The sequence below is a fragment of the Psychromonas sp. KJ10-5 genome (genome assembly GCF_055808325.1).
This window is the reverse complement of the sequence record NZ_CM147864.1, coordinates 185,398-201,699: the sequence shown is the minus strand read 5'-3', so window position 1 is coordinate 201,699 and position 16,302 is coordinate 185,398. Positions and strand designations below refer to the sequence as shown.

Sequence of the window (16,302 nt, the reverse complement as noted above, 5' to 3'; positions counted from 1 at the left end):
CTATTCAACAACAACAGTCAATTTAGCCACAGGATTTAACCAACGATGTGTACTATTGTTTAAATCACTAATACCACCTTCTAAGTCAGCATCTCCAACCACACCAGGGTGAATGTGTACGGTTGCATTACTGATTTCTGTCGTTACCCCTGAACCACCTGTTCCAGCATCACCACCAGGGAAGGCTGGAATGCTTGCTGCTAGTTCATCATTTGCTTCTGTACCTGCATCATATGCATTAAGGTAGACAGTGTAGGTGCCCGCTTCACTTGGAATTTCCCAGCTATCTAAACCAATAAAAGCATCATTAGTAGGTAACATCATTGCTGCAATTGATAGGTAATCGTTACCGCTAGCATTGGTTAATGTAAAACTTGTTGATTCACCTGATGCTAATAAACCACCAGCAGGGTTATCAACAACATCCGCACCTGCATTACCTAATAAGCCACTTACACCAGTGAAGTCCCCTTCTTCCGCTAAAACTTCTAGCTCTTCAGATGCTGCAACCGTTGTTTCAAATATTTCAGTGCTTGAATCATGTGCACCAGCAACAACTGGTGTAAAATAAATATTATGAGTTAAGTTAGTTAAAGTAAGTGTTAAGTCTTGTGCTTGAGCCGTTGCGGAAAATAAACCAAATAGGCCTGCGGCAATTAGGTGCTTGTTTGACATGTAGAAACTCCCTTTTATCTTAGTTAAGTTATTGTGCTGTAATTAGTTGATGTGGAGAGTATGGCGGGGAGATCTCACGAACTTATCACGTAATATTCACTATTTTATTCTGAAGTGTTCGCATTGTTATCCTTTTACTAACAGTTCAAATTAATTCAAAATGAATAATCACAAACTAGAAAAAATCTCATCTGTGTTTTTGCATATTTATTATCAGACAGTATAATCCTGCTTCCAAAATCAACATGAGTTAGCCCATGAACGAACAATATGAAAACCGCTTTGGTGGTATTAAACGCTTATATGGCACGACCGCATTAAAAAAATTTAAAGATAGCCATGTCTGCGTTGTAGGTATTGGTGGCGTGGGCTCTTGGGTAGTTGAATCATTAGCTCGATCAGGTATTGGTCAACTTACTTTAATCGATATGGATGACTTATGTGTCACCAACACTAATCGTCAGGTACATGCTTTAGCCGACACGGTTGGACAACAAAAGATTGAAGTGATGGCGGCGCGTTGTAAACAAATTAATCCAGAGATCATCGTTAATTGTATTGATGACTTTATCGATAAACAAAATTGTTTTGATTATCTGTCTAGTGATATGGATTATATCTTTGATGCCATCGATAGTATCCATGCAAAAGTGGCTTTAGTCGCACATTGTAAACGTAATAAATACCCTTTACTTACCTGCGGAGGCGCTGGTGGACAATTAGATCCGACACAAATCCAAGTCACTGATTTAGCACGCACCATTCAAGATCCACTAGCTGCTAAAGTGCGCTCTGAACTACGTCGGCACTTTAATTTTACTACCAACCCTAAACGTAAATTTAGAATTAACTGCGTGTTTTCTACAGAGCAGCTCAGCTACCCAGATTTAAACGGTGAAGTATGTAAAGAGAAAGCAGAATCAGACGGTAATATGAAGATGGATTGCGCCAGTGGTTTTGGCGCGTCTACCATGGTCACTGCAAGCTTTGCGTTTGTAGGTACTGCATTTATGCTGAAGAAGATAGCAGAAAAAGCATCCTCATAAATTTAATACAGCACCTCACGATTAAATCACAGCTAATAAAAAAGCGATGCTATAACTAACATCGCTTTTTAGGTTTAAATATCAACGATTATTTAACTCTTAGATAGGTCAAGTAACTCTCTTAGCGCAACTTGACACATACTAAACTCGGGCGTGCTCACTGCTGATAAAGCCTCTGTCATCTTGTGCCAGCGAGTAGCTAGATTTTTATGTAGCTCTAACCAATCGTCATAAGCTTTTACAAACTCTTTACCTTCAATCATTAATAAGATTGCTCTGGTAATGCGTTTTTGTTGCCACTCTAAGTCATCTCGCATCGCTTCTCTCGCTAATAACTGCCAATGACTATCAACAGGTAACAAGTTTAGCTGTGCAGAAATATCTGCTAGCTTGAGATTCTCTTCTGAGTAAAAATAAACACTCGCAGCAAGTTGTGGGTCTAGTTTTAATTTACTCGCAACATCAATAATATTAAGCAACGCATAAGATTGCTCTGTATTACAGAGTTTTTCTGCAAGTATCGCAGGTACCCCCTCTTTTTCAGCCTTGTCTAACTCAGCTTGACGTTGTTTTAAGCTTTGCTCACTTAATAGTTTAGGTAAATTAGCCTTCACTTCTTGCAATGACGTACGGTATTTCTTAATTAAAGAAGCACAATCCAACTGCTCTCTATGACTTCTAATTATCCAGCGTGAAGCATGGCGCACCATACGTTTTAACTTATTAATTAACTCCGCTTGTACGGCACTGGCTATCTTATTGTCTAATGACTCAATTTCAGCTAACAACTCAGGTAAATCAAAGATATCACGCGCAGCAACCCAAGCTTTTGCTAGCTCTAGGAATGAACAACCAGTACTGGACATAATACGATAAGCAAAAGAAGCGCCCATAATATTAAAGAGATCATTACTTACTTTAGTCGCAACAAGTTCTGACAATAAAGAGTGCTCATGAATTTCAGCTTTGTACGCTTTAACTAACTCAGCAGGAAAAACCTTTTCAGCCTCTTTAGCTAAATAGCCATCTTCTGCAATACGTGCTTTAGCTAATTCTTCTTTCATCTCATTTTTAGCATAAGAGATCATCACTGAAATAACTGGGCGTGTTAGCCCTAAGCCAGCATTTTTGCGTTCCGTGATTTCCTCATCGCTTGGGATAAACTCTAAGCTTCTATTTAACTTGCCTTTTTCTTCTTGGCTATTAATTAAGCCACGTAACGACTCAATACTTTTATGTCCTTGAAGGAAAGATAAGCTAATACTTTGCGCTTGGCGGTAATTGTTATGCAACACTAAATCAGAAACTTGATCGGTCATATTCTGTAACCAAACATTACGCTGCTTAACGGTTAAATCTCCCTTTGAAACTAGTTTATCCAGGAGGATTTTAATATTCACTTCTAAATCTGAACAGTTTACGCCAGCAGCATTGTCAATCGCATCAGTGAAACATTGACCTCCATGATTAGCAAACTCAATACGGGCACTCTGAGTCATCCCCAAATTACCGCCTTCACCAATCACTTTACAACGCAACTCCTTACCATTAACACGTAAGATGTCATTCGCTTTATCGCCAACATCAGCATGGCTCTCTTTACTGCTCTTAACATAAGTACCAATGCCGCCATTCCACAGTAGATCAACTTGTGCTTTAAGCAATAATGAAATCAGCTCTGTTGGTGTAACCTTTGCTTTTTTAATATCAAAGGCTTTTGCCATTTCCGGCGAAACGGCTATCGACTTAGCAGAGCGCTCAAAGATACCGCCACCAGCAGAAATTAACTTAGTGTTATAATCCGCCCAACTCGTTCTTGGAGTATCAAATAGACGTTGACGCTCTTCAAAGCATGCATCTAAATTACTTGGATTTGGATCGATGAAGATGTGTAAATGGTTAAATGCAGCCATTAACTTAATCTTCTTAGAACACAGCATTCCGTTACCGAATACATCTCCAGCCATATCACCAATACCAATCACTGAAATAGGTTGCGCTTGAACATCAATACCTAATTCTCTGAAGTGACGCTGAACACTTATCCACGCACCTTTAGCGGTAATCCCCATTTTCTTATGGTCATAACCATTACTGCCTCCCGATGCAAAAGCATCGTTTAGCCAGAAATTACGATCCGTTGCTAACTCATTAGCAATGTCAGAGAAGGTCGCTGTCCCTTTGTCAGCTGCAACCACTAAATATGGGTCATCATTGTCGTAACGCACCACTTGTTGTGGCGGTAATAGATTACCGGCTTCTAAATTATCAGTAATATCCAATAGCGCACTGATGAACATTTTGTAACAAGTAATCCCTTCTTGCATGAAGGTATCTCTATCCATTGAAGGGTTAAGGTGCTTAGCAACAAAGCCTCCTTTAGCACCTACCGGTACAATCACCGAGTTTTTTACTTGTTGTGCTTTTACTAAACCTAAGACCTCTGTACGGTAATCTTCACCACGGTCAGACCAACGTAAACCTCCACGAGCAACATTACCGCCACGAAGATGCACACCTTCAAAACGTGGTGAATAAACAAACACCTCGTAACTTAAACGGGGCAGTGGTATTTCGCTTATTTTTTTGTGATCAAATTTAAAGCTAATATATTCTTTAAATTGTCCATCTTGTTGTTGGAAATAATTACTACGAATCGTCGCCATAATTAGCTCAACATATTTGCGTAACACTCGATCTTCATTGAGGTTACTCACTTCGTTTAGCCCTTCTAAAATATTATTTTCCATTGCGGTTTGTTTTTCGAGACTCATCTGCTTTTCAGGATTAAAGCGCGCATGGAATAACTCAACAATTTGTTTAACAAAGCCACTGTGATCTAGCAGAATTTTAGCGATAGCATAATGGCTGAAACCAAAGCGGATCTGTTTTAAATATTTAGCATATGCACGCAACATCGCAATATCACGCCAAGCGATACCAGCCCCTAAGATAAGTTTATTAAATGGGTCATTATCGGTTTGTGCATACCAAATTGCTAAAAAAGCATCGGAGAACAAATGACGGTAACTTTCAGGGTCAAAACCGGCATCATCTCCATACAATAAAGTAAAGTCATATAACCAGAAGGTACTTTCACCAGCTGGACAAACTTGGAATGGGTATTCTTGCGCCACTTTTAATCCTAAATTTTCTAAAATAGGGATTAAATCGGATAGCAGCAATGCGCCGTCTTGGTGGAATAGTTTTAGTTTTAAACCACTGTTATTCGCTTCAATAGAACGGTAGAAACGTAATCCCATTGAACGTTCAGGGGATTTAAATAACGACTCAATACGTGCAATGTCGGTTACCGCAACACGAGAACTAAAGCTATCTTGGTAGCTAGTAGGAAAAGCTGATGCATACTTACGAGCCAGTTTCACAGCTGTTTCTTCACCGTAGTTTTCAATTAACGACTCTTGTAGTTCCTCACTCCACGCTTTAGTTATCTGCTGCATACGTAATTGAATAGCGTTAGTTTCTAAGTCACCTTGATAAGGCTTATCTAGATGAATCACCAAACGCAGACGAGCTAGATTGGACTCACTTAAGTAAGTTTGAAAGTCACTATCCGCAATATCCATAGTGCGCGACAACAGCTCAACAAATTTCAATCTTACTTCTGTATTGTATAGGTCGCGTGGTACGTATAACAGAGCGGTCACAAAACGTTTATTACCGTCTGTTCTTAGGAATAATTTAAGCTGCTTTCTTTCTTGGGCATGTAACACTTCAATCACATTGTTAAGCAAGGTCTCCTCATCACATAGCAATAAATCCTCCACCGCATAAGTGGATAATATTTGTGAGAGCTCTTTGTAGTAATGACTGCCTAAACTTAAACCTGATTGCGCTAAGATATTGCTTATTTTATGGCGAATAACCGGAATACCTAATGGGCTGCCACTGTATACAGAAGATGTGTAAAGACCGATTAAACGAATCCCACCAATCAAATTACCCTGCTTATCGAATTGTTTAATATAGACCACATCAGGATAAGCAATACGATGAACTAATGCTCGCTGCGATACTTTACTAAAATGCAGAAGCGAGCTATTTTTCAGCTCATGTAAACAATCAAAGTGCTCTTGATCAGACATAAACTTATTATGTTTAAATAACCCTAACGCACTGCCTTCTGTAATACTGATCACATCATCTTTAACTTTAAATTCATCACACGCTAAAAAAGTAAAATGATCATCTAACATCCAACTCAAATAAGTTTGCTGCTCGTCAAAACCATCTTTTTCCGTGATAACTGCGCTTTCTTTTTTACTTTTTTGAATAGCTGACTTTACTTTGCTTTGAATAGTTAGGTAATCATCAACCACTAATGACACATTAGCTAAAGCTTGCTCTAAACTACTTTGAATTTTAGCGCGCTCAGTAGCAGAACTAGTTTGGTCGATTTCAATATATAACAGTAACTCAGTATTTAAATCATTAACTTTAATATCATCGGTATTGAGTTTTTTTAATTTACCACTGACGGTACGCTCACTACATATTTCACTGTAAAAAATTCGGTGTAATTTAGTATTTAATTTGTTTAAAGTTATTTTGATAGTATCAATAACAAAGGGAATGTTACGGCTTAGAATACTGATAATGGTATGAGTGGATTGCCACTCGTCTTGCTCTACATCTGGATTGAATACTTTAACCTTTGCCGCTTGCCCTTTCCAAACGTGCACCTCTCTCCATAATGAAACCGTTAGGCCCGCTAAATCGTCAGGACTAATAGTAGCTAAATCTACAATGCTAACATCACGATAAATACCGGAAATAAAATTTTCTAATAAAGGTTGTTCTCGCACCGGGAAGTGTGCTTTTAATTGAGTGAATACTTGCTCGAGAATGTCTAACTTTTGGCTCATTTTGCTATTCATGTACACCTACCTACTATTGAAGAGTAACTACATAACTTAAGGCTAAGTAAAAAGAATTAAATAAACAATACAATAAATTAAGAAGCGCTTATTAGCACACAAAAAATCACTAAATATGGTAATTAATTGGATGAAATTGTGAAGCCACTTTTTACTGATGAAGATACAGACAGGAAGTTGAAATATTAAATTACATTAATCACAGATCATTGAATATTAACTAACGCTTTTTAATATATTAATGGAGTTTCTGAATAGCATTAAAGTGAGATAAAACCAGTTTAAAAAACGGCTATAAAACTCTATTTAAATAAACAAGTCATGCGCTGTTAATTAAACAGCACATGCGCTAAACAATAAGCTTGGCCAATAGCCTGACTAGTGTTCCAATACTTGGCTTAAAAACAACTTAGTTCGCTCGGATTTAGGGTTATCAAAAAATGAATTAGGCTCATCATCTTCGATAATTTCTCCTGCATCCATAAAGATAATTCTATCTGCCACTTTGCGAGCAAAGCCCATTTCATGAGTAACACATATCATGGTCATCCCCATCTCAGCTAAACTCACCATGACATCTAATACTTCTGCAATTACTTCAGGATCTAAAGCGGAAGTGGGTTCATCAAATAACATCACAGATGGATTCATACAAAGTGAGCGAGCGATTGCCACACGCTGCTGCTGTCCACCGGATAATTGCCCTGGATATTTATCCGCTTGATTACGTATTTTCACTTTATCTAAATATTTTAATGCAGTCTCTTTCGCTTTGCTTTCAGATGCACCTTGCACCAAGGTCGGTGCTAACATGCAATTCTCTAACACCGTCATATGTGGAAATAGGTTGAAGTGTTGAAAGCACATGCCAACATCTTTTCTGATCGCCTGTATGTTTTTAGGGTTGCGATCGAGTATGGTGCCTAACACTTCTATTTTACCGGACTGATGTTTTTCTAGGTCGTTAATACAACGGATCATGGTTGACTTACCTGATCCAGACGGACCACAGACAACAATTTTTTCACCTCTTTTCACTGTTAAGTCAATGCCTTTTAAAACATGAAAATCGCCATACCACTTATTCATATCAGTAATTTGAATAGCAACTTCATCTGCACTATTTTGGTCATTAGTTGTTAAACTCATCTTATATAATCCCTTTTATAACGTTATAATTTAATAGGGTTATCGGGTAATCCAAAATTCACCAATATCCCCTATTTCAATACATCACATAATTAGTGGCTGGTATTACTCAAACGACGTTTTAAGTAAGAGCCATATTGGCCAAGTAAGAAAATAAAGCCCCAATAGATAAAGCCAACAAATGCGTAAACCTCCATATAATATGGCGCCCACTGAGCAGTACCGATAGCCGCATTTGCAGAAGCAATCACATCAAAGAAACCAATAATGATCACAATCGCAGTTTCTTTAAAGGTCATCACCACCATATTGATGGTGCCTGGTAATGAATGACGGAACACTTGCGGTAAAACGATACGAGTAAAGATGTGCCAAGATGACAAACCAAGCGCTTGCCCTGCTTCTAATTGACCTTTAGGCACGCCTTGAAAACCACCGCGAAACACTTCAGCCTGATAACAAGCAAAGAACAAAGTAAAGGCAACAATCACTCGCCAAATTTTATCTCCATGCAACCATTCAGGCAGTAAAATAGGTATAACAACAGCAGCGGTAAATAAGGTCGCTAATAAAGGTAGTGAACGAATCACATCGATAAAAATAGAGATGCCATAGGAGATAACGGGCAACTTAGAGCGTCTTAACATCGCAAAAAGTAAGCCGGTTGGGATCCCAGCAAGTACCACAGATGAAAACAGAAACAAGGTTAACGCTAATCCGCCCCACTCATCGGTTGTCACTTGTTGTAACCCTAATAAACTGCCTTCCATTAATAAGTAATAACTAGCAAAGCCAACTAACCATAACCAGCTTAATCGCCAAATAGTCCAAAAGAATGAAAAGCAAGACAGCACAATAGCTAAAATGATTGAGGCACAAGCCAGTGTCGCACGCCATTGCAACTCGTATGGATACAAGCCAAATAATATTAAGCGATGGCGAGCATCAACAACCGACCAACAAGCTCCCGCTGCTTCTTGGCACATGGCAACATTCTCTTCTGTCCAAACAGCGTTAAGAAATGCCCAATCAACAATTAAATACCCTAAATAACAGATCACACTTAAAAAAACTAAGGTCATTAAGGTGTCTAAGGAAGTAGAAAAAGCGCGTTCTTTAAACCAAGCATATTTCATCACTGGTTTAACTGCTCTTGGTTTTGAGTTGATAGGTATAGTCGTCGTAGTCATACTAATGTCCCTTTAGTTGTAGCTTTTTATTCAACAGATTAATTAATCGCGCAAGAGAGAAGTTAATCAATAAAAACGCGCCCATTAAGATGCCGATTAACTCTAGTGTTTGGCCTGACTGTGTAATAGAAGTTGAAATAATCATAAATAGGTCGCTATAGCCAATAGCAACACCGATCGTGGTAGCTTTGATTAGAAATATCCATTGGTTGCCTAATGGTGGGATAATAGTACGCAAGGCCATCGGCATTTTAATTTTGAACCAAATTTGACGGTCACTTAAACCAAGCGAGTTACCCGCTTCAGCCAGCCCTTTTGGCACCTCTTGAAGACCGCCTCGGACAACTTCTGCAATGTATGAACTGCCATATAAAATAATGGCAATCAACATAGCGACCAATTCGATATTCAATGTCACGCCACCGACAAAGCGTAACCCTTTTAATTCAGGAACTGATAAGAGATGTTCATTTTCAGGTACAAATAGATTACCTAGTAGCAACACACTCACCGCCACAATCGTTACCCAAGCCAAAAGCTTAATAGGCTTTTTTTGTTTACAAAATTTATTGATGGCAAAATAAGCCCCGATAGCAATAGCAACCACCATTAACCAGGTATAAAGGGACATATTTAAAGTGGGTATCATGACCCCTCTATTAGACATAAAAATGGTGTCATAAAAGCCCATTGCTTGTCTCGGACTAGGTAAATGGATTAATACGGCATACCAAAATATCAATTGTAAAATAAGCGGAATGTTACGAAATATTTGGATAAAAATAGCTGCAGAGCCCTGAACTGCCAAATTTTTCGCATCCCTTGCAGTACCAATAGCAAAGCCAAAAATAGTCGAAAAAACAATGGCAGCAATACCTAATACAAAGGTATTTAAAAACCCTGAAAATAGAGTCCTGTAGTATGGGTCATCGGTAGAGTGATCAATCATGCTAAATGAATATGACCATCCCGTTGCTCGCTCTAAAAAGCTAAAGCCATTAGTGAGCCCCATTTTACTCAAGTTAGTCTGTCCACTAGAGTAAGCGCTAGTAATAAGCACTGCGACAGCAATCAAAAAAAGAGCTTGAATGATAATACCTTTAATATCGAGCTCACTTGGTGGTTTAGTCTGTTCCATACTACAGTCTCCGTCGTTATCTAATAAATAGGCTTAATCAAGGATTGGTGAATACAACACACCACCATGACTCCATAAATTATTTAACCCACGAGCTAATTTATAAGGGGATTCTTTGCCTAAGTTACGTTCGTAAATTTCGCTATAATTACCTACTTCCGCAATCATTTCGCGCGCCCATGTTTCACGTAAACCTAAACGTTTACCGATACCTGGTGTCACACCTAATAATCTTGCTACCGTTGGGTTCGGTGGATTTGCTACCATCTCCTCAATATTCGCCTTAGTAACGCCGTACTCTTCAGCCAATAACAAACTCGCTAGCGCCCAGTTCATCACATCGACAAACTCTTCATCACCCTGACGCATTGCAGCAGCAATAGGCTCGCTAGAAAGTACATCGTTTAAAATGACATGCTTATCAGCATCATCTACACCCGTAGCACGTAATACGGCTAAACTTGGTCCCCAAGCAGCAAAAGCATCACAGCGTTCAGCTAAGTAAGCTGCACGTAATTCCGATGCTTTTTCATAAGCCACCATAGTGTGTTTCACATTTTTAGTTTTTAGGTAATCGGCAACTACCCTTTCAATCGTTGTACCTGCTTCAACACAAACAGTTCCACCTTCTAAACCAGTTGCATCGGTAATACCCAACTCTTTGTGAGCCATCAGCTGTGCACCTGCAAAAAAGTAAGGCAAGCTAAACTGTAAACCTAGCTCTGTATCGCGCCCCATTGTCCAACCCGTTGCTTTAATCACGATATCAACATCACCTGATTGCAATGAAGTAAAGCGTTGAGCCCAACTTAAAGGGATAATTTTTACTTTGTCAGGGGACCCAAGGATCGCCGTCGTTAATGCTTTACATAAATCAATATCTAACCCTTTCCATTCGTTTTTGTCATTAACCTCAACAAATCCGAAATAACTACCGTTATGACCACTACATAGTAGTGAACCGCGATCTTGAATAGCTTGTACAGTTGGACTTTTTGCCATTGCCATTTGAGAAAAAGAAAGAGCACAGGTAGTTGTCGCTGCCGCTACAAGAAGTTTTAGTGGTTTAATCATCGTAACACTCCATTTTACGTTAGTTTATTTTTCAGCACGCTTGTATCTTAATTCGGCACAAGGTGTTTAATATATAGCATTTTTTATGCCAAGCTATTGAAATGATATTAATGGCAATCAGTAAATCACCGTAAGCGCATGCCTAGCCTAGTGATTCGCTTTTAAGATTTTTAAAAAACCTTCATAAGCAATACAAGACTGCTTTATTATCAACACATCACATAGCACAGGAATGCACCACAATTGATCTAAATCAATAAATTCGCACCAAAAGTAAGCGGTTAAGCTGTACTGACTAAACCGCCGGCTATACATTTTTACCTTGTCCAGACTGGTCATAATATTGCTTGTAAAAAATAACAAACAACAAGATGAAGAAACTATAATGCAGTGGACACCTTTAAAATAAAATGCTTCTATATGAAACACTAGAACCACATATCAATACAGTCAATTTATTAGTTATCGATTAAAAAGGAATATTGGTCATGCCTTCAGAAAAAACAAAACAATCTAGTCAGTTTATTACGGCGAACCATTGGGGTGCTTCAGTAATAGAAACTTCAAACGATAAAATCACCACGGTTAAAGGGCACCCCAATGATAATGATCCCTCTAAAATCAATAACAACCTGATTGGTGTGGTAGATGGAAAAACACGTATCCGCAGTCCAGCAGTACGTAAAAGTTACTTAGAAAATAGCTATCAAAGTGGAGGCTCACCACGAGGAGAAGACCCTTTTGTAGAGGTGTCATGGGAAACGGCGCTCGAGTTAATCGCTAAAGAGATGAACCGAGTACGAGATAACTATGGTAATGAAGCTATTTTTGGTGGTTCTTATGGATGGAGTAGCGCAGGTCGATTTCATCATGCTCAAAGCCAATTAAAACGCTTTTTAAATTGTGCTGGTGGTTTTGTGAGAAGCGAAGGTAATTATAGTTATAACGCGGCACTGACTTTATTACCTTATATAGTAGGAAATTTCAGAGACCATGTTAAACAAGCAACACGCTGGAGTTCAATCGCCAAACATGGTGAGCTTGTAGTGATGTTTGGTGGTATCCCAGTGAGAAACGGGCAAGTGGGTGGTGGTGGTTTATCTCGCCATCGATTACGTGATGACCTTATTTCCTGTAAAGAAGCCGGTGTTAATTTTGTTAACTTTAGCCCCTTAAAGACTGATTCATTAGCAGAGTTAGATGCGCAATGGATAGCAGCAAAACCAGGTTCAGATACCGCGATCATGATGGGGATTGCACATACCTTGCTTGATGAAGGTTTGCATGACCAAGCTTTTTTAGACCAATACACCACAGGGTTTGATCGTTTTAAAGCTTATTTGATGGGTGACAAGGACAGTATTGTGAAGGATGCTTGTTGGGCCAGTGAATTATCAGGTGTACCTGCTGATACTATTCAGGATTTATCACGTCGTATGGCTAAATCTTCAACCATTATTTGTACCGCCGTTGGTTTACAACGTGCGGAGTATGGCGAGCAACCACTTTGGATGACAGTCACCTTAGCGGCTATTTTAGGACAAATAGGTACACCTGGTGGTGGTTACGGTATTGGTTATGGTGGAGATGCGAGTATAGGCACCACAGATCGCCCAATGCGTTGGCCTTCTTTCCCACAGGGTAAAAACCCAGTTGATACCTTTATCCCTGTAGCAACAATAACCGATATGTTACTCAAGCCTAATACTCAGTATGAGTACAATGGTCAAACCTTAACTTACCCCGAAATACGTTTAGTTTGGTGGGCTGGTGGTAATCCTTTTCACCATCATCAGGACTTAAACCAATTATTAAAAGCATTCCAACAGCCTGAAACTATTATCGTTAATGAAATATATTGGACAGCAACGGCAAAACACGCTGATATCGTTCTACCTGCAACCTCAACGTTAGAGCGGGAAGATATTGGCGCAGGAACACAGGATACCAGTATTATTCCTATGCCCAGAGTTTTGTCGCCAATAGGCGAAGCACGTGATGAATACGATATTTTCACCGCACTTTCTGAAAAGCTCGGCTTTAAAGAACAATTCACCGAAGGCCGCACCTCTAGACAATGGTTGGAGAAAATGTGGTTACAAATGCAGGATACCGCATCCCAATTTAATTATACCCTGCCCAACTTAGACAGTTTCTTATCGGGTGACATTATTGAATTTCATGATCCCGATCCTGAGCATGTTTTTTTAAGTGAGTTTCGTTCAGACCCCGTTGCTAATGCACTGCCGACACCCAGTGGCAAAATAGAAATCTACTCGGAAAAAATAGCGAGTTTTAATTATCAAGACTGCCCTGGACACGCGACCTGGTTAAAACCTAAGGAGTGGTTAGGAGGTGAGAAATCTAACCAATATCAATTCCATTTGATTTCAGGACAGCCTAAAACCAGGTTACATAGCCAATTAGACCCAGGTGAATATAGCCGAAGTAAAAAAGTACAAGGGCGAGAACCCGCGTTAATCAACCCTATTGATGCTGAAAAACTAGGTATTAAGGATGGCGATATTATTAAGTTACATAATCAACGTGGCACTTGCCTCGCTGGTGCAGTCGTAACTAATGATGTAAGAGAGCAGGTTATCTTTTTATGGACAGGAGCTTGGTATGACCCAGAACAACCCGGAAAAGTAGGCTCATTAGATAAACACGGCAACCCTAATGTATTAACCCATGATGGTCGAACATCTCGATTATCACAGGGAACAGCGGCACATAGCACCTTGGTTAATGTTGAAAGATTTACAGAAGTAGCACCAAGCATCACAGCATTTGATTCGCCTATTGCCAATTAATGAACTAACAAACTAATAAACATTTTAGCTTCCATAAATGGCAATCAATCACATTTTATTTTTGATTGCCATCATTCCACCAGCCAACTATTAATACAAGCAGCAACACAACTACCAATCAAATTAACAACACAGCCACCAACTAAACCAACAACAAAGTGCCAAAATACAAAACAATTGTTTTACATATTGACTCAAAATATTAACTTAGGCATGATGTTTGAAACAAAACCAATCACTATTTAACAAAAATATACCAAGGAGAAATTATGAGTGACAAATTAATCGCATTAATTACTGGTGGTGCTAAAGGCATTGGCTTAGCTTGTGCGCAGGCGTTAGCTGAAGATGGATTCCGCATTGTTATTACTGATATTGATACTAAAGCTGGTGAGCAAGCCGCTAAAGAACTTGCTAATGATGCTGTTTTTTTACCTTGTGATATGGGTGATAGCAAAGCCATACTAAATACCTTTGATATTGTTGAAGCTGAATACGGCCCTGTTTCTGTATTAGTCAACAATGCAGGTTTTGCTAGTCCTGGTAATTTTTTAGATACCACTATTGAGCAGTTCACTTCAGTGATTAACGTCAACTTAACTGGAACCTTTATCGCTTCTCAACGCGTTGCCCAAACCATGGTTGATAAAGGCATAGCCGGTTCCATTATTAATATGAGCTCTGTTAATGCCCAAGTCGCAATCCCTACTATTTCAGCTTATTGTGCCTCTAAAGGTGGCGTTATGCAGTTAACTAAAGCAATGGCTTTATCGTTAGCGCCTAATAACATTCGAGTGAATGCTGTTGGCCCAGGCTCTATTAATACAGAGATGATGGCTGGGGTAAATGCCAATCCAAAAGCGATGCAAATGGTTATGTCGCGTACTCCTTTAAAACGCGTTGGTAAACCAAGTGAAATTGGTAGTGTAGTGGCGTTTCTTGCCAGTGATAAAGCAAGTTATATTACAGGCGAAACCATCTATGTAGATGGCGGTAGATTAGGCATGAACTACACCTGTTAAGCTAAAAGAGAGGAATAGAAACCATGGCAATTCAAGGAACTCAAACAGTGAACATGGCAACAGATCTGCAACGCTATAAAGTATTGGCAGCTGGTATATTCAGTATGATTGTAACTCTTGGTATTGCTCGCTTTTCTTACACTCCTCTCCTCCCTTTGATGCAAAGCCAAACTGCACTCTCTGAATCAGGTGGCGGTTGGCTAGCAGCCGCTAACTATGCAGGTTATATGTGTGGTGCCATTTTGGTCGCTTCTATCAATAACCTCGCATTAAAGGGCATTTTATACCGTGTTTACTTAGTCCTAGCCGTCCTCACAACCTTAGCAATGGCCTGGACTGAGAATGTAATAATTTGGTCTATATTGCGCTTTTTATCTGGGTTAAGTAGCTCAGGTGGAATGCTAATTGCGTCAGGGATCATCCTAAATTGGTTGATGAAAAATGGCCACCGAGGCGAGTTAGGCATCCACTTTGCAGGCATGGGGCTTGGTATTATTTTAGCCTCTGCGTTAGTAGAATTAATGCTTCATTATCTGTTCACTTGGCAGGAACAATGGATATGGTTTGCTGTTGTTGCGCTAATACTAAGTATTCCAGCTTGGCTGTGGTTCCCTAGCACTAAAGAAGCAACGAATGCCATAAAGCCCGAGCATGTTAAAGATAACCCACCAAGTAAACCCTTTTTATGGATCATGCTTGCAGCTTATTTCTGTGCTGGTTATGGCTACGTTATTAGCGCCACTTTTATGGTCGACATCATTGAAAGCCAAGCCTCACTGCAAGGGCAAGGGCCAATGGTCTTTATGCTAGTTGGTTTAGCAGCATTACCTGCCGCACTTATTTGGGACAGAATTGCACACCGATGGGGTTACCTTAACGCTATCTTTCTCGCTTACGCTATACAGGTTGTTGGCATTACCTTACCCGTGTTTAATCATAGTTTAACAGGCGCGATTATCAGTGCATTATTATACGGTAGCACCTTCATTGGCTGCGTCAGCCTAGTATTAACCATGGCAGGCCGTTTTTACCCAGGTAAACCAGCGAAATTAATGGGCAAACTCACCTTAACCTATGGTTTTGCACAAATTATTGCTCCTGCGTTAACTGGTGTGATGGCACAAAATGCCGGTAGTTATGACCAAGGGTTATATATAGCTGGGGGGATTTTAAGCTTTGGGGCTCTGTTAATTTTACTGTTAATTCGCATGGAAAGAAGAGAAACTAAACTCAAAGAAATTATAGAATCATAAATAAAAACAAGACAACATAAATTATTCATTATAAATGATACATG

10 protein-coding genes are annotated in these 16,302 nt (G+C 39.4%); 4 read left to right on the top strand and 6 right to left on the bottom strand.

Features of this window, described 5'->3' with window-relative positions; genetic code table 11:
* The gene (locus AC0L3W_RS01000; protein ID WP_409439882.1) at positions 1–675 is read right to left on the bottom strand and encodes a spondin domain-containing protein; all 675 of its coding nucleotides are present in this window, start codon (positions 673–675) and stop codon (positions 1–3) included.
* 257 nt (positions 676–932) lie between these two features.
* Between AC0L3W_RS01000 and tcdA the strand changes: the two genes are divergently transcribed.
* A complete protein-coding gene (gene tcdA / locus AC0L3W_RS00995; RefSeq protein ID WP_290039913.1) occupies positions 933–1,721 on the top strand; it encodes a tRNA cyclic N6-threonylcarbamoyladenosine(37) synthase TcdA in 789 nt (262 codons plus the stop codon).
* Positions 1,722–1,813: 92 nt separating this feature from the next.
* Here tcdA and AC0L3W_RS00990 read toward each other — a convergent pair whose 3' ends face one another.
* From AC0L3W_RS00990 to AC0L3W_RS00970, 5 genes are all read right to left on the bottom strand, one after another.
* Positions 1,814–6,619, bottom strand: coding sequence for an NAD-glutamate dehydrogenase (locus AC0L3W_RS00990; RefSeq protein ID WP_290039914.1), 4,806 nt, complete (start codon positions 6,617–6,619; stop codon positions 1,814–1,816).
* Positions 6,620–6,997: 378 nt separating this feature from the next.
* A complete protein-coding gene (locus AC0L3W_RS00985) occupies positions 6,998–7,768 on the bottom strand; it encodes an amino acid ABC transporter ATP-binding protein (RefSeq protein WP_409439883.1) in 771 nt (256 codons plus the stop codon).
* Between the two features lie 92 nt (positions 7,769–7,860).
* Positions 7,861–8,958 (bottom strand): amino acid ABC transporter permease, encoded by a 1,098-nt coding sequence (locus tag AC0L3W_RS00980; protein ID WP_409439884.1) that lies wholly within the window; start codon positions 8,956–8,958, stop codon positions 7,861–7,863.
* 1 nt (position 8,959) lies between these two features.
* A complete protein-coding gene (locus AC0L3W_RS00975) occupies positions 8,960–10,096 on the bottom strand; it encodes an ABC transporter permease subunit (RefSeq protein WP_409439885.1) in 1,137 nt (378 codons plus the stop codon).
* Between the two features lie 33 nt (positions 10,097–10,129).
* Positions 10,130–11,170 carry an amino acid ABC transporter substrate-binding protein gene (locus tag AC0L3W_RS00970; protein WP_409439886.1) on the bottom strand — a complete coding sequence of 347 codons (1,041 nt, stop codon included), beginning with the start codon at positions 11,168–11,170 and terminating at the stop codon, positions 10,130–10,132.
* A gap of 488 nt (positions 11,171–11,658) precedes the next feature.
* On the opposite strand from AC0L3W_RS00970, the gene AC0L3W_RS00965 reads away from it, so the two are divergent.
* From AC0L3W_RS00965 to AC0L3W_RS00955, 3 genes are all read left to right on the top strand, one after another.
* Positions 11,659–13,983 (top strand): molybdopterin-dependent oxidoreductase, encoded by a 2,325-nt coding sequence (locus tag AC0L3W_RS00965; RefSeq protein WP_409439887.1) that lies wholly within the window; start codon positions 11,659–11,661, stop codon positions 13,981–13,983.
* Between the two features lie 269 nt (positions 13,984–14,252).
* On the top strand, positions 14,253–15,005 hold the full coding sequence (locus tag AC0L3W_RS00960) for an SDR family NAD(P)-dependent oxidoreductase (RefSeq protein WP_409439888.1): 753 nt from the start codon (positions 14,253–14,255) through the stop codon (positions 15,003–15,005).
* 23 nt (positions 15,006–15,028) lie between these two features.
* On the top strand, positions 15,029–16,258 hold the full coding sequence (locus tag AC0L3W_RS00955) for a YbfB/YjiJ family MFS transporter (RefSeq protein WP_409439889.1): 1,230 nt from the start codon (positions 15,029–15,031) through the stop codon (positions 16,256–16,258).
* Positions 16,259–16,302: the final 44 nt, after the last annotated feature.

Coding starts and splice junctions, on each gene's coding strand:
- AC0L3W_RS00965 (WP_409439887.1), top strand. CDS start 11,659: ATGCCTTCAGAAAAAACAAAACAATCTAGTCAGTTTATTACGGCGAAC.
- AC0L3W_RS00955 (WP_409439889.1), top strand. CDS start 15,029: ATGGCAATTCAAGGAACTCAAACAGTGAACATGGCAACAGATCTGCAA.
- AC0L3W_RS00960 (WP_409439888.1), top strand. CDS start 14,253: ATGAGTGACAAATTAATCGCATTAATTACTGGTGGTGCTAAAGGCATT.
- AC0L3W_RS01000 (WP_409439882.1), bottom strand. CDS start 675: ATGTCAAACAAGCACCTAATTGCCGCAGGCCTATTTGGTTTATTTTCC.
- AC0L3W_RS00970 (WP_409439886.1), bottom strand. CDS start 11,170: ATGATTAAACCACTAAAACTTCTTGTAGCGGCAGCGACAACTACCTGT.
- AC0L3W_RS00985 (WP_409439883.1), bottom strand. CDS start 7,768: ATGAGTTTAACAACTAATGACCAAAATAGTGCAGATGAAGTTGCTATT.
- AC0L3W_RS00975 (WP_409439885.1), bottom strand. CDS start 10,096: ATGGAACAGACTAAACCACCAAGTGAGCTCGATATTAAAGGTATTATC.
- AC0L3W_RS00990 (WP_290039914.1), bottom strand. CDS start 6,619: ATGAATAGCAAAATGAGCCAAAAGTTAGACATTCTCGAGCAAGTATTC.
- tcdA (WP_290039913.1), top strand. CDS start 933: ATGAACGAACAATATGAAAACCGCTTTGGTGGTATTAAACGCTTATAT.
- AC0L3W_RS00980 (WP_409439884.1), bottom strand. CDS start 8,958: ATGACTACGACGACTATACCTATCAACTCAAAACCAAGAGCAGTTAAA.